Annotated in this window: 23 protein-coding genes, 1 tRNA gene and 1 pseudogene; 16 read left to right on the plus strand and 9 right to left on the minus strand. The window is 61.7% G+C overall.

Annotation, left to right across the window (positions count from 1 at the left end):
* The first annotated feature begins 193 nt into the window (after positions 1–193).
* A complete protein-coding gene (locus CGZ66_RS02300) occupies positions 194–2335 on the plus strand; it encodes a sodium-translocating pyrophosphatase (protein WP_095081313.1) in 2142 nt (713 codons plus the stop codon).
* A 215-nt stretch (positions 2336–2550) separates the two neighbouring features.
* On the opposite strand, the gene CGZ66_RS02305 is transcribed toward CGZ66_RS02300, so the two are convergent.
* On the minus strand, positions 2551–3066 hold the full coding sequence (locus CGZ66_RS02305; protein ID WP_095081315.1) for an outer membrane protein assembly factor BamE: 516 nt from the start codon (positions 3064–3066) through the stop codon (positions 2551–2553).
* A 114-nt stretch (positions 3067–3180) separates the two neighbouring features.
* Between CGZ66_RS02305 and CGZ66_RS02310 the strand changes: the two genes are divergently transcribed.
* From CGZ66_RS02310 to CGZ66_RS02340, 7 genes are all read left to right on the plus strand, one after another.
* The gene (locus CGZ66_RS02310; RefSeq protein WP_095081170.1) at positions 3181–3723 is read left to right on the plus strand and encodes a ubiquinol-cytochrome C chaperone family protein; all 543 of its coding nucleotides are present in this window, start codon (positions 3181–3183) and stop codon (positions 3721–3723) included.
* Between the two features lie 3 nt (positions 3724–3726).
* Positions 3727–4275, plus strand: a complete 549-nt coding sequence (locus CGZ66_RS02315) for a YceD family protein (protein ID WP_095081175.1) — start codon at positions 3727–3729, stop codon at positions 4273–4275.
* 113 nt (positions 4276–4388) lie between these two features.
* The gene (plsX, locus tag CGZ66_RS02320) at positions 4389–5459 is read left to right on the plus strand and encodes a phosphate acyltransferase PlsX (protein ID WP_095081177.1); all 1071 of its coding nucleotides are present in this window, start codon (positions 4389–4391) and stop codon (positions 5457–5459) included.
* A gap of 9 nt (positions 5460–5468) precedes the next feature.
* Complete coding sequence (locus tag CGZ66_RS02325) at positions 5469–6440, plus strand: beta-ketoacyl-ACP synthase III (protein WP_095081179.1); 972 nt, start codon at positions 5469–5471, stop codon at positions 6438–6440.
* Between the two features lie 103 nt (positions 6441–6543).
* On the plus strand, positions 6544–6867 hold the full coding sequence (locus CGZ66_RS02330) for an integration host factor subunit alpha (protein ID WP_095081181.1): 324 nt from the start codon (positions 6544–6546) through the stop codon (positions 6865–6867).
* 131 nt (positions 6868–6998) lie between these two features.
* Positions 6999–7538, plus strand: a complete 540-nt coding sequence (locus CGZ66_RS02335; RefSeq protein WP_023810244.1) for a MerR family transcriptional regulator — start codon at positions 6999–7001, stop codon at positions 7536–7538.
* Positions 7539–7629: 91 nt separating this feature from the next.
* Positions 7630–7932, plus strand: a complete 303-nt coding sequence (locus tag CGZ66_RS02340) for a hypothetical protein (RefSeq protein WP_095081182.1) — start codon at positions 7630–7632, stop codon at positions 7930–7932.
* 78 nt (positions 7933–8010) lie between these two features.
* Here the strand turns inward: CGZ66_RS02340 and CGZ66_RS39725 are convergent, their stop codons facing one another.
* On the minus strand, positions 8011–8211 hold the full coding sequence (locus CGZ66_RS39725) for a hypothetical protein (protein ID WP_095081184.1): 201 nt from the start codon (positions 8209–8211) through the stop codon (positions 8011–8013).
* Positions 8212–8402: 191 nt separating this feature from the next.
* Complete coding sequence (locus CGZ66_RS02350) at positions 8403–9017, minus strand: hypothetical protein (RefSeq protein WP_143748645.1); 615 nt, start codon at positions 9015–9017, stop codon at positions 8403–8405.
* A gap of 104 nt (positions 9018–9121) precedes the next feature.
* On the opposite strand from CGZ66_RS02350, the gene CGZ66_RS41625 reads away from it, so the two are divergent.
* Both CGZ66_RS41625 and CGZ66_RS02360 read left to right on the plus strand, forming a co-directional pair.
* Positions 9122–9586, plus strand: a complete 465-nt coding sequence (locus tag CGZ66_RS41625; protein WP_245330974.1) for a helix-turn-helix domain-containing protein — start codon at positions 9122–9124, stop codon at positions 9584–9586.
* A gap of 173 nt (positions 9587–9759) precedes the next feature.
* Positions 9760–10218, plus strand: coding sequence for a YbaK/EbsC family protein (locus CGZ66_RS02360; protein WP_095081188.1), 459 nt, complete (start codon positions 9760–9762; stop codon positions 10216–10218).
* Positions 10219–10253: 35 nt separating this feature from the next.
* On the opposite strand, the gene CGZ66_RS02365 is transcribed toward CGZ66_RS02360, so the two are convergent.
* Both CGZ66_RS02365 and CGZ66_RS02370 read right to left on the minus strand, forming a co-directional pair.
* A complete protein-coding gene (locus CGZ66_RS02365) occupies positions 10254–11081 on the minus strand; it encodes a 2-keto-4-pentenoate hydratase (RefSeq protein WP_095081192.1) in 828 nt (275 codons plus the stop codon).
* Between the two features lie 130 nt (positions 11082–11211).
* Positions 11212–11589: a hypothetical protein gene (locus CGZ66_RS02370; RefSeq protein WP_143748646.1), complete on the minus strand. Its 378-nt coding sequence runs from the start codon at positions 11587–11589 to the stop codon at positions 11212–11214.
* Between the two features lie 199 nt (positions 11590–11788).
* Between CGZ66_RS02370 and CGZ66_RS02375 the strand changes: the two are divergent.
* From CGZ66_RS02375 to CGZ66_RS02400, 5 genes and pseudogenes are all read left to right on the plus strand, one after another.
* Positions 11789–12010 (plus strand): annotated as a pseudogene (locus CGZ66_RS02375) (YbaK/EbsC family protein); the annotation flags it as partial.
* 96 nt (positions 12011–12106) lie between these two features.
* Positions 12107–12183 (plus strand) — tRNA-Pro (locus CGZ66_RS02380).
* A gap of 470 nt (positions 12184–12653) precedes the next feature.
* Positions 12654–12806 carry a hypothetical protein gene (locus CGZ66_RS39730; RefSeq protein WP_167391958.1) on the plus strand — a complete coding sequence of 51 codons (153 nt, stop codon included), beginning with the start codon at positions 12654–12656 and terminating at the stop codon, positions 12804–12806.
* Positions 12807–13855: 1049 nt separating this feature from the next.
* The gene (locus CGZ66_RS02395; protein ID WP_095081203.1) at positions 13856–14038 is read left to right on the plus strand and encodes a hypothetical protein; all 183 of its coding nucleotides are present in this window, start codon (positions 13856–13858) and stop codon (positions 14036–14038) included.
* Positions 14039–14154: 116 nt separating this feature from the next.
* The gene (locus CGZ66_RS02400) at positions 14155–14421 is read left to right on the plus strand and encodes a hypothetical protein (RefSeq protein ID WP_095081206.1); all 267 of its coding nucleotides are present in this window, start codon (positions 14155–14157) and stop codon (positions 14419–14421) included.
* Here CGZ66_RS02400 and CGZ66_RS02405 read toward each other — a convergent pair.
* The 4 genes from CGZ66_RS02405 to CGZ66_RS02420 form a co-directional block, all read right to left on the minus strand.
* Positions 14399–15706: an O-antigen ligase family protein gene (locus CGZ66_RS02405; protein ID WP_167391959.1), complete on the minus strand. Its 1308-nt coding sequence runs from the start codon at positions 15704–15706 to the stop codon at positions 14399–14401. The genes CGZ66_RS02400 and CGZ66_RS02405 overlap by 23 nt on opposite strands.
* Entirely contained in the window at positions 15703–17241 is a 1539-nt protein-coding gene (locus tag CGZ66_RS02410) for an undecaprenyl-phosphate glucose phosphotransferase (protein WP_095081209.1), read from the minus strand. The genes CGZ66_RS02405 and CGZ66_RS02410 overlap by 4 nt, the downstream gene beginning before the upstream one ends.
* Before the next feature lie 96 nt (positions 17242–17337).
* Complete coding sequence (locus CGZ66_RS02415) at positions 17338–18468, minus strand: glycosyltransferase family 4 protein (protein ID WP_095081212.1); 1131 nt, start codon at positions 18466–18468, stop codon at positions 17338–17340.
* 8 nt (positions 18469–18476) lie between these two features.
* A complete protein-coding gene (locus CGZ66_RS02420; protein ID WP_095081215.1) occupies positions 18477–19040 on the minus strand; it encodes a polysaccharide biosynthesis/export family protein in 564 nt (187 codons plus the stop codon).
* 258 nt (positions 19041–19298) lie between these two features.
* On the opposite strand from CGZ66_RS02420, the gene CGZ66_RS02425 reads away from it, so the two are divergent.
* Positions 19299–21608, plus strand: a complete 2310-nt coding sequence (locus tag CGZ66_RS02425; RefSeq protein WP_095081217.1) for a GumC family protein — start codon at positions 19299–19301, stop codon at positions 21606–21608.
* Positions 21609–21616: the final 8 nt, after the last annotated feature.

A 21616-nucleotide genomic window follows, 5' to 3' on the forward strand; every position in this document is an offset into this window, starting at 1 on the left:
GCCGATGGCTGCGGTCTCGTGGCCCTATGCCTTTTGGGCGAAAGCCGGGCAAAAACCGAACAATATCTTGACGTTCGCAGCCCTGTTTCGCATACACCGCTGCGAAGAGGCGGATTCCGTGCACGGGTCCGGTCTTTGTCTCAACGGCCCAGGGAGGGGTTCTTTTGGGCCATCAATCGAGGAAAATCCGGCAATGACAATTATTTCCGCCGTCATCGCCTGCGGTCTGCTTTCTGTCCTCTACGCCATCTGGGCGACACGTTCGGTCCTCGCGGCCGATCAGGGCAATGCACGCATGCAGGAAATCTCCGCGGCCATCCGCGAGGGCGCGCAGGCCTATCTGGCGCGCCAGTACACCACGATCGCCCTCGTCGGCGTCGTCGTGCTCATACTCGCCTGGTGGCTGCTTTCCATCACCGCCGCGGTTGGCTTCCTGATCGGCGCCGTCCTGTCGGGCGCCGCCGGCTTCATCGGCATGCACGTTTCGGTGCGAGCCAATGTGCGTACCGCGCAGGCGGCCTCCAACAGCCTCGCCGCCGGTCTCGACATCGCTTTCAAGTCGGGCGCCATCACCGGCATGCTGGTCGCTGGCCTGGCCCTGCTCGGCGTGTCGATCTACTACCTCATACTCACCCACTTCATGGGCCTTCAGCCCAATGACCGCATCGTCATCGACTCGCTGGTTTCGCTGGGCTTCGGCGCCTCGCTGATCTCGATCTTCGCCCGTCTCGGCGGCGGTATCTTCACCAAGGGCGCCGACGTCGGCGGCGATCTGGTCGGCAAGGTCGAAGCCGGTATTCCCGAAGACGATCCGCGCAACCCGGCCACCATCGCCGACAATGTCGGCGACAATGTCGGCGACTGCGCCGGCATGGCCGCCGACCTTTTCGAAACCTACGCGGTGACCGTCGTCGCCACCATGGTCCTCGGCGCCATCTTCTTCGGCGGCACCGCCGTCCTGGGGGCGGCGATGCTCTATCCGCTCGCCATCTGCGGCGCCTGCATCCTGACCTCGATCGTCGGCACTTTCTTCGTCAAGCTCGGTTCCAACGGCTCGATCATGGGCGCGCTCTACAAGGGCCTGATCGTCACCGGCCTGTTGTCCATCGTCGGCCTCGGCGTCGCCACCTCGGTTACCCTGGGCTGGGGCGAGATCGGCGTGGTTGCCGGCATGGCCATCACCGGCAAGAACCTGTTCATCTGCGGCCTAGTCGGCCTCGTGGTGACCGGTCTGATCGTGGTGATCACGGAATACTACACCGGCACCAACAAGCGCCCGGTCAACTCCATCGCCCAGGCGTCGGTGACCGGTCACGGCACCAACGTCATCCAGGGCCTTGCAGTCTCGCTGGAATCGACGGCGCTGCCGGCGATCGTCATCGTCGCCGGCATCATCTCGACCTATCAGCTCGCCGGCCTTTACGGCACGGCGATCGCGGTCACGACGATGCTCGGCCTCGCCGGCATGATCGTTGCGCTCGACGCCTTCGGCCCGGTCACCGACAATGCCGGCGGCATTGCTGAAATGGCCGGTCTGCCCAAGGAAGTGCGCCACTCCACCGACGCTCTCGACGCGGTCGGCAACACCACCAAGGCGGTGACCAAGGGCTACGCCATCGGTTCGGCGGGTCTCGGCGCGCTGGTGCTGTTTGCCGCCTATTCGAACGACCTGAAGTTCTTTGCCGCCAATGGCGACAAATATCCATACTTCCAGGGCATGGGCGAGATCTCCTTCGATCTGTCCAACCCCTACGTCGTTGCCGGCCTGATCTTCGGCGGCCTGATCCCGTATCTGTTCGGCGGCATCGCCATGACGGCCGTCGGCCGTGCGGCCGGCGCCATCGTCGAGGAGGTGCGCAAGCAGTTCCGCGAGGATCCGGGCATCATGGCCGGTACGTCGAAGCCGAACTACGCTCGCGCTGTCGATCTGCTGACCAAGGCTGCGATCCGCGAGATGATCATCCCGTCGCTGCTGCCGGTGCTGGCGCCGCTCGTCGTCTATTTCGGCGTGCTGCTGATCTCGGGCTCGAAGGCGTCCGCCTTTGCCGCCCTCGGCGCCTCGCTGCTCGGCGTGATCGTCAACGGCCTCTTCGTCGCCATATCGATGACGTCTGGCGGCGGCGCCTGGGACAACGCCAAGAAGTCGTTCGAAGACGGCTTTGTCGACAAGGACGGCGTCAAGCATCTCAAGGGTTCCGAAGCGCACAAGGCTTCGGTGACCGGCGACACGGTCGGTGATCCCTACAAGGACACCGCAGGTCCGGCCGTCAACCCGGCGATCAAGATCACCAACATCGTCGCGTTGCTGCTGCTGGCCGTGCTCGCGCACGGCTGAGCCATTGGCCCCAAGACAAAACCCGCGGGGAGCAATCCCCGCGGGTTTCTTGTTGCGCCGATGGACCGGCCGCCCTTCAGTTCGTCCCTTTGGCGAGGTCTCGCTGCGAGCCTTGCCCACTGATCTCCCATAACAAAAACCCGCAGGATCGCTCCCGCGGGTTTTTGGTCGCCTGAGATGGTGCTGCTCTCCTCGAGGGGAAGGCAGGTCTGAGATCAGGGAGTGCCGCCGCCGGGGATGCCGGGGGCCAGCTTGCTGGCGCCGTTGATGATCTGGCTGAGGAAGTTCTGGTCCTTGCCGCCGGTCGGCGTGGTGCGCGAGACGAAGTCGAACACCTTGCCGTCCTTCAAGCCGTAATTGGCGATCTGAGTGACGCGACTGTCGGGGCCGAAATAGACCGCCAGCACATGCTGGTCAATGAGGTGCGGCTTGTCGAAGGCGACGTAGCGCTTGCGCGTCTGCGAAATGTAATAGAAGGCCTCGTTGTCGAAGGTCGCCGTCGTCGATGGCGTGCCGAGCGCCAGAAGCACCTGCTCGCGGCTCGATCCGACCGGAACCAGGTCGATCGCCTGCTGGTCGATCACATAACCCTGGGTGAGGGTTTCGCTCGGGCTGAGGTCACCGATCATCTTGGAGGTGTGGCAGGCGGACAGCGCCGAAACAATCACCAGTAGCGAGATCGCACCGGCGGGCCGGGACGAGAAAGTCGACTTGAAATTCAGCGCGCGCAACAACAACTCCATTAGCTGGCCGCAACTTGCGCTGGGCCGCAAAACCGGTAAACCAGCTTGCAGGCCGATGCAACAAGGCCACTTCAACAAACGGTCCCCGGGAGACCATCCCCAATGTTCCAGCGCTTTTTTGGCCGCGAACGCCATGCCAACCGCGCTATCACCGAGGCGCTTTACGCACAAATCGTGGCGGCGGCGCGGCAGACTGTGTTTTATTCCCATTGGAATGTGCCCGATACGCCGCTTGGCCGCTTCGAGATGGTGTCGCTGCACATGTTCCTGTTCCAGCACCGGTTGCGCGGCGAGGACGGCGTGGCGCAAGAGGTTGCGCAGGTGCTGATCGACGAGTTCTTCCTCGATGTCGATCATTCGCTGCGGGAATTGGGTATTGGCGATGTCGGCGTGCCCAAACGCATGAAAAAGCTGGCAAAAATGTTCTATGGCCGAACCGCCGCTTATGACGATGCCCTGGAAAGAAACGACTATGACGGGCTCACCGCGGCCCTTGCCCGCAATGTCCGGCCCGACACCGGCGCCTGGCCGGAAGCGTCGCTGCTGGCCAATTATGTCACCGACGCCCGCGATCAGCTGGCCACCCAGCCATCCGAATCGATAGTCTCCGGCACGGTGGCGTTTCCCGTCGCCAACGGAGGTTGATCGATGAAACACATTGACCCGCAAAGCCCGGTATCGTTCCGCGCAAACATCGCTCGTCTGCCGCAGAAGGGGTTGCCAGTGGTGATCGAGGCTGACGCCGCGCAGCGCGCGGCACTGGCCGAGGAGCACGGGCTGCTTTCGGTCGAAGCCTATCGCGCCGAGCTTCTGGTGACGTCATGGAAGCGCAATGGCGTGAAGGTCAGCGGTCGCGTCGAAGCCGACATCACCCAGGCCTGCATCGTCACACTCGATCCTGTCGAAGCGCATATAGACGAGCCGGTCGAAGCGCTGTTGCTGCCAGAGGACTCCAAGCTCGGACGGCAGGGTTTCGATGACGGCGGCGAGATCCTGCTCGACGCGGACGGACCGGACGCTCCCGAAACATTTTCCGGCGACACGATCGATGTCGGGGCGCTCGCCGAGCAGTTCTTCGGACTGGCGATCGACCCATATCCGCGTAAGCAGGGCGCGTCTCTGGATGCCGGCGGCGAGAGCGAACCGGCGGAGAATGAATTTCAGCAAAAACTGCGATCCTTGCTGGGAAAATCCTGAAAACCACGCCCGCGACGGAAAAGTCGGTTGTGCGGCAGCCCAAAACCGCTATTTTCGCCGAACCTTCGCGACCACTAAAGCGACCTGCCGCCTAACCGTGAGATGAATACCGCGTGATCAGGATTTCCATCGATGCCATGGGCGGCGATCACGGACCAGCCGTGGTCATTCCGGCGCTCATGACGGTCGCGACCCGCCGTCCCGACATCCGCTTCGTCATCTTCGGACGTGAAGAGGTGGTGCGCCCTGAACTGGCCAAATTCCCGAAGCTGGCCGAGATCAGTGAATTCTTCCACTGCGAGATCGCGGTCAGGATGGACGACAAGCCTAGCCAGGCGCTGCGCCACGGCCGCTGGAAGTCGTCGATGTGGAAGGCTGTCGAAGCGGTCAAGGCAGCGTCGGCGGACGCCTGCGTCTCCGCCGGCAATACCGGTGCGCTGATGGCGATGTCGAAATTCTGCCTGCGCACCATGGCCACCATCGAACGGCCGGCGATTGCAGCGCTCTGGCCGACGACACGTGGCGAAAGCGTGGTGCTCGACGTCGGCGCCACCATTGGTGCCGACGCCCATCAGCTTATTGATTTCGCCATTCTCGGCACCGGTATGGCGCGCTCTGTCTTCGGCATCACGCGACCGACGGTTGGCCTGCTCAATGTCGGGGTCGAGGAGATAAAGGGCCAGGAAGAGGTCAAGGAAGCGGGGCGCATGCTGCGCGAGGCCAACATGGCCTCGATGAATTATCATGGCTTTGTCGAAGGCGACGATATCGGCAAGGGCACGGTCGACGTTGTGGTGACGGAGGGCTTCGCCGGCAATATCGCCCTGAAGACGGCCGAAGGAACGGCGCGCCAGATAGCGGGCTATCTGCGCGCCGCGATGAGCCGCACCCTGATGGCCAGGATAGGCTACGTCTTCGCCAAGGGCGCCTTCAACCGCTTGCGTGAAAAGATGGATGTCGGACGCTCGAATGGTGGCGTTTTCCTGGGGCTGAACGGGATCGTTGTGAAGAGCCACGGCGGAGCCGATTCGGATGGTTTCGCCGCGGCGATCGAATTGGCCTACGATATGGTTCGCAACAATCTGCTCGACCGCATCGAGGCGGATCTGGACCTGTTTCATGCGCGCAATCCGCATACTCAGACATCTAGGAAATCCGACGTCGTTATCGACGCAAAGGAATAGGAAAGAACTTTGATCAGATCAGTCGTGCGCGGCACGGGCGCCGCGCTGCCCCGCCGAATTATGAAGAATGCCGATTTCGAAGGCATGGTGGAAACCTCCGACGAATGGATCGCCCAGCGCACAGGCATCCGCCAGCGCCATATCGCCGGTGATGACGAGACGACAGCTTCGCTGGGTGAAGCGGCCGCGCGTGCCGCACTTGCCGACGCCGGGCTGACGCCCGCCGACATCGACGTGATCGTGCTGGCGACCTCGACGCCCAACAACACTTTTCCGGCCACCGCCGTCGAGATCCAGAACCGGCTCGGCATGCATCACGGTTTTGCTTTCGACATGCAGGCGGTCTGCTCCGGCTTCGTCTATGCGGTGACCACCGCTGATCTCTACATCCGTGGCGGCCTGGCCAGGCGCGTCCTGGTGATCGGCTCGGAAACGTTCTCGCGCATCCTCGATTGGAGCGACCGCTCGACCTGCGTGCTGTTCGGTGACGGCGCCGGTGCCGTGATCCTGGAGGCCGGCGAGGGGACTGGCGGGATCGCCGATCGTGGCGTTCTGGCGGCCAGCCTGCGCTCCGACGGCACCCACAAGGAGAAGCTCTTTGTCGATGGCGGGCCATCGACCACGGGCACGGTCGGCCATCTCAGGATGGAGGGCCGCGAAGTCTTCAAGCATGCGGTCGGGATGATCACCGACGTCATCGAGGCGACGTTCTCGCAGGCCGGCATATCGGCCGATGATCTCGACTGGTTCGTGCCGCATCAGGCCAATAAACGAATTATTGACGCTTCCGCCAAGAAGCTCGGGATAGCCGAGCAAAAGGTGGTGGTGACGGTCGATTTGCACGGTAACACCTCGGCTGCTTCCGTGCCGCTGGCGCTGTCGGTGGCCGTCGCCGACGGCCGCATCAAGAAGGGCGCTCTCGTGCTTCTGGAGGCCATGGGGGGCGGCTTCACCTGGGGTGCTGTTCTGGTTCGCTGGTAAGTGCCGAACGGTCCGGTTTCGGTCCTTGACCTTGCCGGATCAATTACTTAGGCTCTGCCGTTGTTGTGCCGAATTTAATGTTTTGAGCTGATGGGACGGTCGCATGGGGGGAAAGACACTTACGCGCGCCGACCTTGCCGAGGCTGTTTACCGGAAGGTCGGCTTATCGCGCACTGAATCGGCCGAACTTGTCGAAGCGGTGCTGGACGAGATATGCGAAGCGATCGTCCGTGGCGAGACGGTGAAGCTGTCGTCCTTCGCGACATTCCACGTCCGGTCCAAGAACGAGCGCATCGGCCGCAATCCCAAGACTGGCGAAGAGGTGCCGATCCTGCCGCGCCGGGTGATGACCTTCAAGTCGTCGAACGTACTGAAGAGCCGCATCTTGCGGTCCCATCAAAGCGGCAAGGCCAAGGGCAGTAAGTAGCCTCGCTCGGCTCAGCGGTTGAAAACGGCGCCGCGCCATGACGCCGGGCTTGAATATTGTTTCACAAACCGCTGAAATAAGGTTCGATTCGGCAGGTAGGCCGGATCATCGTCCAGCGTGAGGATTCGCCCATGGACAAGAGCCCCGACGCCTTTCGTACCATCAGCGAGGTCGCCGAAGATCTCGACCTGCCGCAGCATGTGCTGCGCTTCTGGGAAACGCGTTTCAACCAGATCAAGCCGATGAAGCGCGGTGGCGGCCGCCGTTACTACCGGCCGCAGGATGTCGAACTGATCAAGGGCATCCGCCATATGCTCTACGACCAAGGCTACACCATTAAGGGCGTGCAGAAGCTGCTGCGCGAGAACGGCAATCATTTCCTGGTCGCCATCGGCAATGGTGACATGGCCGCCGTCGAGGCGATCTCGCAGCGCCGGCAGGCCGATCAAGTGCCGTTGACGCCCGCGGCACAGCCGCGCGGCATGGATGATGAACTGGTTGGCCAGCCGCGCGTCAAACCCAGCCGCCGCTTTTTCGGCCTGGGCAAGAGCGACGAGGACGGTCCGGTTCAGCCGGACGCTTCGAAACTCTCGCGCGACAATCGCGCGTTGCTGCAGGAAGCGCTGTTCGACCTCCTGGAATGCAAGCGACTGCTCGATCAGGTGCGCTGACCGCCAACAGAGCACGTGGGGCCGGTCGAAAACCGGAACCCGCCTTGGCGTGAGGCGTTACGTTTCCTTCTGCAATTGAAGGAAACACGTCATGGCATCATATTCGACCCTCTCGGACATCGACCTCGACAGGCAGGTCGCGGCTCTCACCAGGGAATTGGCTAGCCTGAGGAAGGCGGTGTCCAGGCGCGGCGGCGCCTATTACGAAGACGGTCGCGATGCGGCGCTCGACACCTATGCCGATCTCGCAGGACGTCTGCGGGATGCGATGCCGGCCATCCGCAAGCAGGGCAGGGTCATCGAGAAATCGGCCCGCGACCATCCGGCGGCAGCCGCCGCGGTCGGCCTTGTGGTGGTCGGTCTCGTTGCCAGCCTGCTGTTCAGCCGGCGCTGAATCGTATCGCACTGCCACGAGAAGAACAGCCTTGAACAAGAAACCAAGGCCGGTCTTCTCGTTGGCAGTCTGGGTTGCCTAGGCCTTCTTCATGTCGTGGTGATGATGATGGTAGTGATGATGGTAATGATGGCGGTGATGGACAGGATGGTAGGGATGATGATGGTGGTCATGATGCTTTGCCATCGGGGCTGCATCCGCACTCGTCGCGCCGATCACCGGCACCGTGAAAGCAAGTGCAACCGCAAGCCCGAGGGCCGAGAGGAGGGACGTCTTCATGGGTCGTTTTCCTTTTTTGGCATGTCAATCGAGTCGATGACCCGATCGCCGCGAATGGGATTACGCTCCTGAATTTTTTCCTCGATATTTCCCGATGGTAGAATCTTGTTTCTCGACTGTTTCTACGCAAACCGGGCGTCCACCATCATCATCGCCAGGGCCGAAAGGCCATGGTTTGACGCCTTTTTTGCCTACATTGGCGGGGCCACGCCGTTGTTTCCGACGACGACGCGGCCGGAGCTCAGCGTGCCGTCAGCCTCACGCTCAGCGGTGACGACGACCGTCGCACCTGGCTTGAGGTCGGTCGGCGTGGCCGGCGCAAAGGTCACGACAGGTGTGGTGTCAGGTATCGATATCTTCTTCGTCTGCCCATTGTCATAGGTCAGCGTGACGGCTCGGCCGTTTATGTCGGTGACGTCGGCCACGGTGCCGTTGGTCATGCGGCTGTTTGGCTGCAGGTCCCAGGGGCGGTCGCCCTCGCCGGTGCCTTTCAAAGCGGCCGGAAAGATCACCACCTCCAGCGCGCCGCTGCCGCCATCGGCTTTCGATACGGAGGCTATGCCAAGGAAATCGCCTTGCTTGATGTCCTTCACGGATGCGTTGGCGACGCCCGATATCTTCCAGCCGGCATTGAGCTTGATGGCGGAGGTATCGCCTTGGCGGGTTTTCACGGTGAGCAGCGATGGCTCGAAGCTGGCCACAGTGCCGCGCACGCGCAGCGTGTCCGCCGCTTGAGCACCGCCGACACCGGCAGCGGAAAGGCTGGAAATCGTGCCGAGCACGACGATGAGTGTCTTCAAGTTCATTGCAGAGATCCTTCCGGGAACGGCTGGCTGGAACCGGATGGTTTTCAGGCCAGCGACTCAGGAAATAACGAACTGGCGCGGCGAAACTGCCGGACAAAGCGCGGTTGCACGGTCAAAACAACTTGATCGAGATGTGCGCGCGGCCCGGCCGCGCAAGCCGCCTGCTTCACGATAGCGTGACGGTCAGATTGGCACTTGGCAAATCACTGGCGAGCGGGCATGTTCCCGATCGTCTCAGGCAACTTCGTCATTTCATCAAACTCTTTCAGCTTACGGAGTTGCCAATGCCCAACACTGCAAAAAGCGAAGCCCTCTCCGAATCGGTAGCCAATGAGATCGGGCCGGATTACAGCACCCTCAGAGCGATGCGGGAGACCCGCGGCTACAGTGTGGAAAAGCTTTCCCTGACATGCGGTCTGGCTGCCGACGAGATTGAGGATATCGAGAGCGGTAAGGTGACCGATCCGTCGAAGCTGCGTCGTATTGTGTCCGCGCTTCGACTTCCCCAGGACGCTTTGATCGCTTCGGCTGTGCACACGCCGGCCGCGCAAGGTCGATCCCTGGCATAGTTCAACATCAGGCATGCCCGACAACCCGCCAAGGAATAGCCTTGGCGGGTTTGTTTTTGGGGTGCGGCAGCCGCCCTGCGGCAGCCGGGGCTTGCCGATTTGTATGCCGCACGTGTTTATACGCGCGGCGATCTGATCCGCTGTCCATCAGTCCTGAACTATGGGTTTTCAATATGAGCCTGGAATCCGTTCGTGCCTTCTTCGCCGCTCACGCGCCCGACATCGAAGTCATCGAGACGGAAGCGAGCTCGGCAACGGTGGCACTGGCGGCGGAGGCGCATGGCGTGCTGCCGGCGCAGATCGCCAAGACGATCTGCCTGCGCGTCGGCGATCGCACCATGCTGGTGGTGACCAGCGGCATCGCCAGGCTGGATAACCGCAAGTGCAAGGACCAGTTCGGCGGCAAGCCGCGCATGCTCGACGCCGCGGAGGTTATCGAAGCAACCAGCCACCCGGTCGGCGGTGTCTGTCCCTTCGGCCTGCCGGCGCCGCTGCCGGTCTACTGCGACATGTCACTGCGCGAATTCGACGAGGTCGTGCCCGCCGCCGGCGCCACCAACGCCGCCGTGCGGCTCGGCCCGCAGCGCATGGTCGATCTCATTGGCGCCGAATGGGTCGATGTCTGCCAATAGCGATCGAGCGATGCTTTGCACCGCGCTGCGTCTGGTTATCGGAATTGGAGTTGCACCGGCTTCAAGGCTATCCCGCGGACGTCTGTAGTCCAGGTTTCGCCTGCCATCGCCGGCATCGCCTCGGTGAGCGTGCCGGTCGTGATGATTTCGCCGGCTTGCAACGGGTCGCTCGAGGAATTGGCTGCGATTTCCACCAGAAGAAAGCGAAATGCCTTGAAGGGGCTTCCCAGCACGCTGGCGCCGCCGCCGCTCCGCATCAAGCCGTCACCGCGCTCGATCGTGATCGTAAAACTTGACAGCTGATCGGCCCAGATCGCCGGATTTTCCGTTATCAACTGCCGATCACCAATCAACAGCTTGGCATGTACGCCATAGGCGGCCACGGCGTCGGCGGCTGTGAAAACCCACCCTGGAAAGATCGAATGAACGATCTCGAAGCCAAGCGCAATCCAGTCGACACAGCCGACAAGTTCATCCTCGCTCATGGAGACATCTGGAACCCTCCCCAGATGCAAGATGATTTCCGGTTCAATGCGTGGCTCGGCCAGGCCCGCCAACGAGTACATTCCGCCGTTCTCCGGCAGATCGCCGACTGTGCTGTCGAACATGTAGTTCCAGATTGGCCCCGAAATGCCATAGCCGCTCCAGACGGAGCGGTTGGTGAAGCCGATTTTGCGGCCGACGACCTTCTCGCCTCTGGCGCCCCGTACCGCGCGAACGCTCGCGGCGACGTCGTATCCATCTGTAAGGCCGAATTGGGGAAAGCGGCTGGAAAAGGTCGGGACCTGTCGTCCCGTACCGAGAAGGGCGATTGCCTCCTGGGCAATCCGATCAAGCATTTGGGCCCGCTTCCGCAGCGTCATGATCTCATTGTATCAGCGGCGGGGAAATTGGATACGGATGCTCCCGAATGATGTCCCCGACGCGACTTTGGTGAAGCTTCGCGATCGGTTCGGCCCCGACGCGCCGGCAAATCCCGGCGCGAGGAGCATGTCACCAGCCCCGATTTTCGTTGAGCCAGTATGCACCAAAACAGCCGAATTGGGATGGGAGACCAAGGCGCCGTTTGGCATCAAATTCCATCTCCGATAGAGACCAGGATGAGTTGTTCTCGGTCACATTGGGCACGATGGTGTACCCATCCTCCACCAATATCAGTCTCATTTCCTGGAAGTGCCTTTTGAAGCCGCTCTCAATTTGGCTTCTCGGATAGCGTCGACCTTGCAAGCAAGCTCGCCTCAGAATGTCGGAATACATCTGGGTGCTGACAACTCTCAAAGTTTCTTCGGAGATCGGCTTGTAAGGTAGGCCCTCCTCGGACCAGCATTCTCCTGCCGACGCCACCAGCATCGCGGCCAACTGGCTTGCCAAGAACCTCTCCACCTTCGGCCCTTCCGACTATCATATTAGTCATGATTAATATGGCGGGCAACTCTCTCGGAGAGGGGTGGGCCAGATTGCAGCACCCTCAGAGCAATGCGGGAAACCCACGGCTACAATGTGGAAAATCGTTCCTTGATATGCGGTCTGGCTGCCGACGAGATTGAGGATATCGAGAGCGGCAAGGTGACCGCGCATGCTCGACGCTGCGGAGGTTGTCGAAGCAACCAGCCACCCGGTCGGCGGTGTCTGCCCGTTCGGCCTGCCGGCGCCGCTGCCGGTCTACTGCGATGTATCGCTGCGCGAATTCGACGATGTCGTGCCCGCCGCCGCCAACGCCGCGCTGCGGCTCAGCCTACGGCGCATGGTCGATCTCACCAGGCCCGAATGGGTCGATGTCTGCCAAGGCTAGCCTGGGGGCTCGCCGGCACCCGCGATCGCATCGGCGCGAAAGTCGCCGAATTTCGGTTGACCCGGGCGGGGTTATCACGATACATCGCGACCGGTCCGGAGTGTAGCGCAGCCCGGTAGCGCACTTGACTGGGGGTCAAGGGGTCGTCGGTTCGAATCCGGCCACTCCGACCATTTTTCCTTGAAATCCCTGGTTCTTATCGAGGCGCCTTCTGGCGCCTTTTCCCGTTTTCGGAACGAAAGGCGCTCAATCGATTTCCGAATCCGGTCTGCTCAACCACCAAGAAACCCGAAATGCGGGTCCTTCCTATAGAGCCCACCAGCGATCCTGGCGACGGGCGTTTTCCGTGCGTCGCCAAATTCGACGCTGAGATAACAGCAGATGTCCGGATGTACGGACTGCGACTTTTGAAATCCCCCACCGGTAAATATCTCTCGGCCCAGGTAGCCACCACGGCTCTCCCTAGTAACTGAAGAGCCGTGGCTACCGCCCCCCGGCCTATGCTGCTGCATATTAGAGACAGCTTACGGAAGTTTGCGTGCAACGCAATATCTTTGTTGCGCTGCACCATGATTTTCTACTGGCCGCCCATCGCGGTCGGCACTACCGGCCTGGCCGGTTTCTCCAGATTGGATGACCACCCATGACCAACTCATCATTCATCAGCAGACCACGCTTGCTGTGCCGCGAAAGCAGCGGGGAGCTGTTTCACTGCAATACGAAAGAAGAGCGTGCTGCCCTACGCGCCAGGCTGGCCATGAACAAGCAGGACGAGCAACGTCGCATGGACGCCTGAGCGGCTACGACTTCTTTGAGGATCTCGCAGAGGCTGGAATTGTTGAGAACCGCCGCGAGGTGCCGCGCGATTTGGCAGAGGAAACTTGGCGTCGCATTGGCAATGATGTTCTCGATTACAGGGTGGAATTCCACCGCGGCTTCGTGCCCCCGGAGCGGCCTATCTGGGCAGAGCGTGAGTTCGGCCCACCCGATAGGAAGAAGCGGCACGCTGGGACGCGCTGGAGGGAATAGGCGTCGCGCAGAATCATCTGCATCTACCGCGGTCGATGTGGCCGCGGTTTATGGTCGACGCCTGCGGATGAAGAGGATCTCAGAAATAGGATTGCCAACTTGTAACTTGGAAAAAGGGGAAAACAAGTATTTACAAGGCCATCTCGCTTGGCTGCTCGATGAGTTGGAAATCAAAGATCCCCATGGAAAAGGTGAACGTGCCGCCGTCCGCTTTATCCGGAGTCTACGCCACCCTAAGTCGCGGTTTTAAGGGCGAGGATTTCAACTTGATGTTTAGCAAGAGCGTCTTATTCGTAGAGTACACGGAAACACGCTTGAAGAGGGCGCGCGCAAAATCAAAACGGTCTGTGCCCTCCTTCCTCGCGGCAGTGTCGCTGCGAGCGGATAATGACAATCCGGGAACGGAGTTTTCTAGGTAGGAGCGTCGGCCGCCTAAATCGGCCACTTCGCTCACCGCTCTGGAAGGGCAGATCTACGGCAAGGTTGTTCAAGTGTTGAGACGGAAGCTCCCTAATCCAGCGTAGGTCGGGCGGCTCTCTGATGCGCGATAGCGAATTGACTGCGCGACCGGGCAAGGGCTGGACACCTTGGGAAGAGGGTCAAGGCGACTCCGACATCGAAAAGATATGGTGGGCGCTCAATCGATTTCCGAATCCGGTCTGCTCAACCACCAAGAAACCCGAAATGCGGATCCCTTCTATTGTGCCCGCCACGGGAGCAACCCGGCGGCAGCCACATAGTTCCGTTGTGGACCCGCCTGACGTCGTGACATGATAGCAGTCAAGACTGCCTTCATTGTCTCGCAGGAACGGTCGTATGGACAAGAAAGAAGCCGCCCAGGAGATAATGCAGATCGTAAGAGGCGATCTGGCGAGCGCTAGAGACGCGGCACAAGGGCAGCCATCCTGGCGACTGATCGATGAGGCGATGTCCAACCTTAGGCGGATCGCCTCAGTTTTGAACCACGACGACAGAGAGCCGCCCAAACCCGCCAATTGATATTGTCAAAGTCCCCTTCTGCCATCCAGATACCAAGCGCACAGCATCGAACAGGGAACTGCGGTAATCTCGGCTGGCTCTGCGCTTTTCTTGAAAGGTCCGAAAAGGAGGTTGACGTGAAGATCAGGACGACAAGACACAATCACCCCGGAGAACCGGGCGTCATTCTGCTCGACCAGTCATTGCAAAACATGATCGTGGCGACCGACATTCGCGATGGCGCAACGACGCTGTTCGGGACGGTAAATCTGCAGGTGAATTATTCCGGGCAGTACGACATCAGAGTCGAATTATCGCCTGGGGAACTTACGCAGGTCTACCAGCTGCTGGTCAAAAACCTCCTGGAGAAAATAGAGGAACTTACGAGCGCTCAAAATCCTTGACGCTCGCAAACCAACCGCCTTCCAAAGCTCGCCTTCCGCTTTGAGCTTTTACCGGGTTCGGCCGCAACAGCCGCTGGTGCCTGTACTCAAGCGCAATGGCGCCCCAGATCAGACCGAGCAGCAGGTAGACGTGGCGCCAGTGGTCGATGTCGATGAAGGTGCCGAGCCCGATATTGCCGATGAAGGCGACATAGGCGCATAGCAGATAGGGCTGCCACGGCCGGTCGCGCAGCAGGATGCGGAATCCGGCTGCTATCGTCCAGGCGACGAGCGTCAGGAACGACACGAAGCCGAGCCAGCCATAGTCCATCAGCATCTTCAGCCAGATATCGTGGGTGTCTTCGCCAAAGATCGTGCCGAAGACCAGCGGGCCGATGCCGAACGGATGTTCGAGCGCCATCTGGAAACCGATTGCATAGCGGGCGAAGCGGCCGAGGCGGGCGGTGTCGTAACTCTGTTCGAGATGGGCGCGGTTGGAAAACATCTCCGACACGCCGGGCAGCTGCAGGATGACGATCATGGCGACGACCAGCAGCGACAGCGCGGCAACCGTCATCACCACCACGCGCAGCCGGAACATGCCGCTGGCGCTCTGCAGGAACAGGCAGCCGGTGAGCAGGACAGCCGAGACCGCGAACATGCCCCAGGCGCCGCGCGAGAAGGAAAAGAAGATGCCGGCGGTGATGATCAACAGCGGCACCGCCAGCAGCGGCATGCGCGTGACCGGCCCGGTCAAAAGCAGATAGAGCAGATAGATGCCGGGCAGCACCAGGAACGGGCCGAACACATTCGGGTCCTGGAAGGCGCCGGCGGCACGGTCGTATTTTGTAAACATCTCGGCGCCCGGAAAGGCGTGGAAATAGCCCGCTATGCCAAGCAGCGAGGTTATCACCGCCGACACGACATAGGCGAAGAAGATCAGCCGGTAGAGGCTGGGCTGCACCGCGGTCACCGAGGCGAAGAACACCGCGGTGAAGGCGAGAAACAGCGAGACGGCGAGATAGAGCGGCGTGTTGGCGAGATCCGCCATCTGCGTCATCGCCATCATGCCACCGATGTTCATCGTCACCAGCAGCACCAGCAGCGGCATTGCCGCGCGCGACAGCCTGAGGCCGAAGAGAGCCCAGATGGCGATCAGCCCGGCCATGTAGAGTTCATAGGGCGCCGGTTCGCTGATGACGAAGCCGGACAGGAATATGCCGACGAACACCGCCGCCGAGGAAATCAGCGCGATCAGCTTGGCGTTGACCGCGGCCTGCGGCAGCTCATGGGAAATCGCGCTCAATAGGCGTTTTCCGTGTTCAGCAGCCGGGCCGGCGTCAGGAACAGGATCCGCAGGTCGAACAGCAGCGACCAGTTCTCGATGTAATAGAGGTCGTACTCCGTCCGCATGCGGATCTTCTCGTTGGTGTCCATCTCGCCGCGCCAGCCATTGATCTGCGCCCAGCCGGTGACGCCGGGCTTGACCTTGTGACGCGCGAAATAGCCGTCGACCACTTCGTTGTAGAGAAGGTTGTGCGACTGCGCGGCGATGGCGTGCGGGCGCGGGCCGACCAGCGACAGCGAACCCAGCAGCGAGTTGAAGAACTGCGGCAGCTCGTCGATCGAGGTCTTGCGGATGAAGCGGCCGACGCGGGTGACGCGCGGGTCGTTCTTGGTCACCGTCTGTTTGGCGGTCGGGTCGGCCTTGTCCGTATACATCGAACGGAACTTGTAGACCTCGATGATTTCGTTGTTGAAGCCGTGCCGCTTCTGGTGAAACAGAACCGGCCCCTTGCTGTCGAGCTTGATGGCGATGGCGGTCGCCAGCATCACCGGCGAGAACACGACAATGCCGATCAGGCTGAAGACGATGTCGAAGGCGCGCTTGGCGACCGAATCCCAGTCGTTGATCGGCCTGTCGAAGATATCGAGCATCGGCACCGAGCCGATGTAGGAATAGGCGCGCGGGCGAAACTGCAGCGCGTTGGAATGCGCCGACAGCCGGATGTCGACCGGCAACACCCACAGCTTCTTCAACAGCTGCAGCACGCGCGATTCGGCGGTTAGCGGCAGCGATACGATCAGCATGTCGATGCGAGCGATGCGGGCGAACTCGATCAGCTCCGAAATGGTGCCGAGCTTGGGATAGCCGGCGACGATGGGCGGTGAGCGCTTGTCGCCGCGATCGTCGAAGATGCCGCAGATGCGGATGTCGTTATAGGGCTGCTTTTCGACCGAGCGGATCAGCATTTCAGCAGCCTTGCCACCGCCGACGATGACGGCGCGCCGTTCCATGCGGCCATCGCGCGCCCAGCGCCGGATCAGCTTCGACATCACCAGCCTGAGGCCGAAGAGGAGAACGAAGCCGATGACGAACCAGGTGCCGAACAGAAGGCGCGAATAGTCTTCCGACATCTTCATGACGAATGCCATCAGCGCCATGAGGGCGAAAGTGCCGGCCCAGACCAGCAGCACGCGGCCGAAATTGGCGATGGGCCGCATGAGGGCCACGATCTGGTAGCAGTCGGTGACGTCGAGCAGCACCACGGCAAGGAACGACGACGCGGCGATCGTCAGCGGGTATTGCCAGGCAAGATAGTTGAAGAACCCGACATAGTAGAAATAGATGCCGAGCCCGGACACCAGCAGCAACCCGAATTCGACCATGCGCAGCACGCCGCTGACCATGATCGGCGACATGGTATCGCGCCTGTACTGCGAGGCGACCTGGCGGGCGACATCGTTCATGCCGCCGGGCGGCGTGTCGCCTTCGGCCGGGCCGTCGAATTTACGCACCGCCTCTGGTGAAAAGCGGCGCGCGGGGTCGATCTCGTTCATGGGGCTTTCCGCAAGCTTCCCTACGGTGAATAGCAAAAGAGAGCTAAGAAAGCCTTGAAACAACAAGTGGCTTTGAAACGGCCTGGGGCTTGACGCCTATTTGTTGATCGCGGCGAAGTAGGCCTTCTCGATGTCGGCGGCCATCACATCGGCGCCGAAGCGTGCCTTGAGGCTGGCGCCATCGGGCATCAGCTTGCGATAGGCGGCGAGGTCGCCCAGCGCCTGGCTCACCTTGTCGGCAAGCGCGACCGGGTCGGGCCGGATCAGGGCAGGGGAGCCGGAGCCGAAGATCTCCGGTATGCCGCCGACCGACGTGGCGATCATCGGCTTTCCCGCGGCAAGCGTTTCCAGGACGATGTAGGGCATGGCTTCGGCGCGCGAGGGAACGATGACGAGCGCCGCCAGCGCGAAGGCTTCCCTGGCCGGCATCGGCGGCAGGAAGCGGACGTAGCCCTCAAGCCCGAGCCGTTTCACCTGGGCGTGGTAGCGGGGCAGGTCGTCGCCGGAGCCGACCATCACCGCGGTCAGCGCGCGGCCGAGCCGGGGGCCGGCGAGGGCCAGCGCGTCGATGAAGATGTCGGGACCCTTCAGGTCGCGCATCATGCCGATATAGAGCAGATCGGCTGCGTCGGCCCCGGTGATTGCGGGCTCGAATTCGGCGGCGCGCAATCCATTGTAGACCAGGGAGTTGGGGATCTGCGGCTCCCCGACCTTGCGGCGATAGGTTCGCCTTTCGTAGTCGGAGACAAACAGCAGGTGGTCGGTGAAGCGTGCCATGAAGCGCTCGAGCGCGAAGAACAGCTTTCCGGTGGTCGTGTTCTCGTCATAGTGGAGAGAGCCACCATGCGGCGAATAAAGGCGGGCTACGCGAGACCTTGATACCCGCAACAATGAGCCGAACAGACGAGTATAGGCGCCACCCTTGGCGCCGTGCCCGTGCAACACGTCCGGCCGCAATTCCTTGATGATCCTGTAAGTGCGCCAGGCCGACGCAAGGTCGCCCGGGCCGACATGGCGCTGCATCGGCGTACGATGGATGCCGAGCGACAGCATATCCTTCATCTGCTCGAACAGACGTTCCTCGAACTCGCCGCCGGTCGTCGAATCGCAGACGATGCCGACGGAATGTCCGGCGGCGACCTGCGCCTCGGTCAGGTCGCGCACATGGCGGAAAATTCCTCCGACGGGTGAGCGAAAGCAATGGACGATCCTGAGGTTGTCCACCACGTGGGTCGTCAGAACAGGCGTTCGCGGACGTAGACTGTATCGCCCGGCAGCAGCGGGTCGGACGTGACCACACGGCCGGTCATCACCTTACCGTTGATGTCGCGGGTGATGTCGACGCTTTCCTGGTTTGCGCGCGGCGTGAAACCGCCGGCGATGGCGATTGCCTTCTGCACCGTCAGGCCGGGGACGTACGAGTATTGCCCGGCAGCACCAACTTCGCCCATGACGAAGATCGGCCTGTAGCGGTCGATCTCGACCGAAACGTCGGGATCGCGCAGGTAGCCTTGTCGCAATTTGTCGGCGATTTCCTTTTCCATCTGCTGCGCTGTGTGGCCGCGCGCCGGTACGGCGCCGACAAGCGGGAAGGAGAGGTAGCCGGACTGGTCGACGCTGTAGGTGTTGGTCAGCCCGTCCTGCTCGAACACGGTGACCCGGACGCGGTCGCCGGCGCCAAGACGATAGGGCTGTTCGAGCACCTCGTGGAAGGCTGCCGGCGTCGGCCGGTAGCTGGAACAGCCGGCAAGCATCGATACGGCAAGCAGCGCGCGAAACAGGGAGGCAGTGCTTTTCATGACCGGATAGGTACCTTCGACTGGTCGCTGCAGCCCCGCAGCAACTCTAGGGATCGAGGTCCGTTATCATCCTGTTAGGGTTAATGGCCGGTAAAGGGAGCGGCCGACACGGCGCGCGCCGGCGAGAGTTTTTCGATTTTTTGGCGGTTTTGTTTGGCGTCCGCCAGTAAACCCTAACGCAAACTTACGGCCATCTTAACGGCTGAGTTACCATAGTTGTTTACGGTGTGTCCTGACCCAGTATCGGAGTAGGGATGCATGTCCGTTCAGTCCGCGGCCGCAGATGTTGACGTCGATCTCAGGCAGCTCTTCGCCAGTCTGGCGAGGAACTGGCTGCGCATCCTTGTCGTCGCACTGGTGGTGACCGGCGCGGCTTTCGCGCTCGCCTCGTTTGCCACGCGTCACTACAAGGCACAGACCCAGGTAGAGATTGCGCCGCGTGAATCCGTTTATACGCGGCCGGCCAGCAACAACGACGCCGACAAGCCAATTCTCGATGAACAGGGCGTCGCCACCCAGGTCCAGATCATTTCCTCCAACGAAATCCTCAAGCAGGTCGCGCAAAAGCTTGGTCTGGAGAAGCTGCCCGAGTTCGACGAAGCACTCGACATGTCGCCGTTGAACCGCGCTCTGGTCCTCGTCGGCCTGAAGAGCGACCCGATGGAAATTCCGACGGAAGAGCGCGTCCTCAAGAAAATGCATGAGAAGCTCAACGTCTATAGCGTCGAGAAGACCCGCATCATTGCCATTGAGTTCTCGTCGGAAGATCCCAAGCTCGCGGCCGCTGTACCAGATGCCATCGCCGCCGCCTATATCGCGGGGCAAGGGGCCGCCAAGCTCGAATCGAACAACGCCGCCGCTGATTTTCTGGCGCCGGAGATCGCCGACCTGCAGCAGAAGGTTAGGGATGCCGAGGCCAAGGTTGCCACCTACCGAGCGCAATCCGATCTTTTGATGGGTGGCAACAATTCGGTGCTTGCCACGCAGCAGCTTTCCGAACTGTCGAGCGAACTGATGCGTGTGCGCGCCAACCGCGCCTCGGCGGAAGCGACCGCCGACAGCGTGCGCAAGGCGTTGCAGGGCGGCGGCTCGCTCGATGCCGTGCCTGAGGTCTTGTCTTCCGATCTGATCCAGCGCCTGCGCGAGCGGCAGGTCGAGCTCAGGGCCAACATCGCCGATCTTTCCACCACCTTGCTCGACAATCATCCGCGCATCCGGGCGTTGAAGTCTCAGCTTGCCGATCTCGACGGCCAGATCCGCAACGAGGCGCAAAAGCTGATGAAGGGTCTGATGACCCAGGCGCAGACCGCGCAGGCTCGTGAGAACCAACTCGTTGCCGACGTCAACACATTGAAGGCCGCATCGGCCCGCGCCGGCGAACAGCAGGTTGAGCTTGACGCCTTGCAGCGTGATGCGGCCGCCAAGCGGCAGCAGCTCGAATCGTACCAGGCGAACTACCTCAGCGCGGCGTCGCGCAAGGATCGCAACTATCTGCCCGTCGATGCAAGGGTGGTTTCCCTGGCGCAGGTGCCGTCCGAGCCCTATTTCCCGAAGGTCCTGCCCATCGTCAGTGCCGCCTTCGTCGCATCGCTGCTGGTCATGGCCATCGTGAGGCTCCTGCGGGAGCTGTTTTCTGGCCGTGCGATGCGACCGGCGACCGGTTCCCGCTTCGAACGCATCGATGAGGTCGCGATGCCCCATGTGGCTCAGGCGCCTGACAGGATCGCGATGCCGGCTGTCCACCAGGAGCCCGCCGTCCTCCAGGACCCGGTCCTTCGCCAGGAGATGGGAGAAGGTCCGGCTGACACGAGGTCGGAGCCCTACACAGCCGCGATGCCCTATGCCACTGCAATGTCCGAGACCGACGCGCCTTATGCGCATGCGGCCGAGGCGCCTGATATGGTCGCGATGACCGAAGCGGCGACAGCGCAGGAGACGGCTGCCGAGGCCGAACCGGTGCGTTCCACCCTGGGCGAGATCGACATTGAGAAGGCCGCCGAAAAGCTGATCGCCAGCGGTGCGGCGCGCGCCATATTCGTCTCGCCGGAGGGCGACGAGGCTGCCGCATCGGCGGTCCTAGTGGCACGCGAGGTCGCCGACGCCGGCCTGCGTGTCCTCTTGCTGGACCTTACCGCTTCGGGGGCTGCTTCGCGGCCGATGCTGGACAGCGGCCTTTTCCCCGGCATCACCAACCTGCTCGCTTCGGAAGCGCAGTTCAGTGACGTTATCCATGCCGATCTCTATTCGGACTGTCACGTCATTCCTGTCGGCACCGCCGATCCGGTCCGCGCCATGCGCGCCGCCGACCGGCTGCCGATCATCATGCAGTCGCTGACCACAGCCTATGATCTGGTGGTGGTCGAATGCGGACCGGCCGACGCGCAAGGCATCAGCCGCCTGGCCGGCGATGCCACCGAAGTGTTGCTGTCCATGCTGGAGCCGGACGATGAAGTGACGCAGGCCGCGGTCAAGCTGATCGAAAGCGGCTATCCCGACCTGACGCTGGTGACGCCGCTCGGCCACGAGCCGCCCGGCAATCCGGTGCCGGGACGGCGCTCGGCGGCCTGAAGAGACGC

The organism is Mesorhizobium sophorae (assembly GCF_002270415.1).
GTDB classification, from domain to species: Bacteria; Pseudomonadota; Alphaproteobacteria; order Rhizobiales; family Rhizobiaceae; genus Mesorhizobium; species Mesorhizobium sophorae.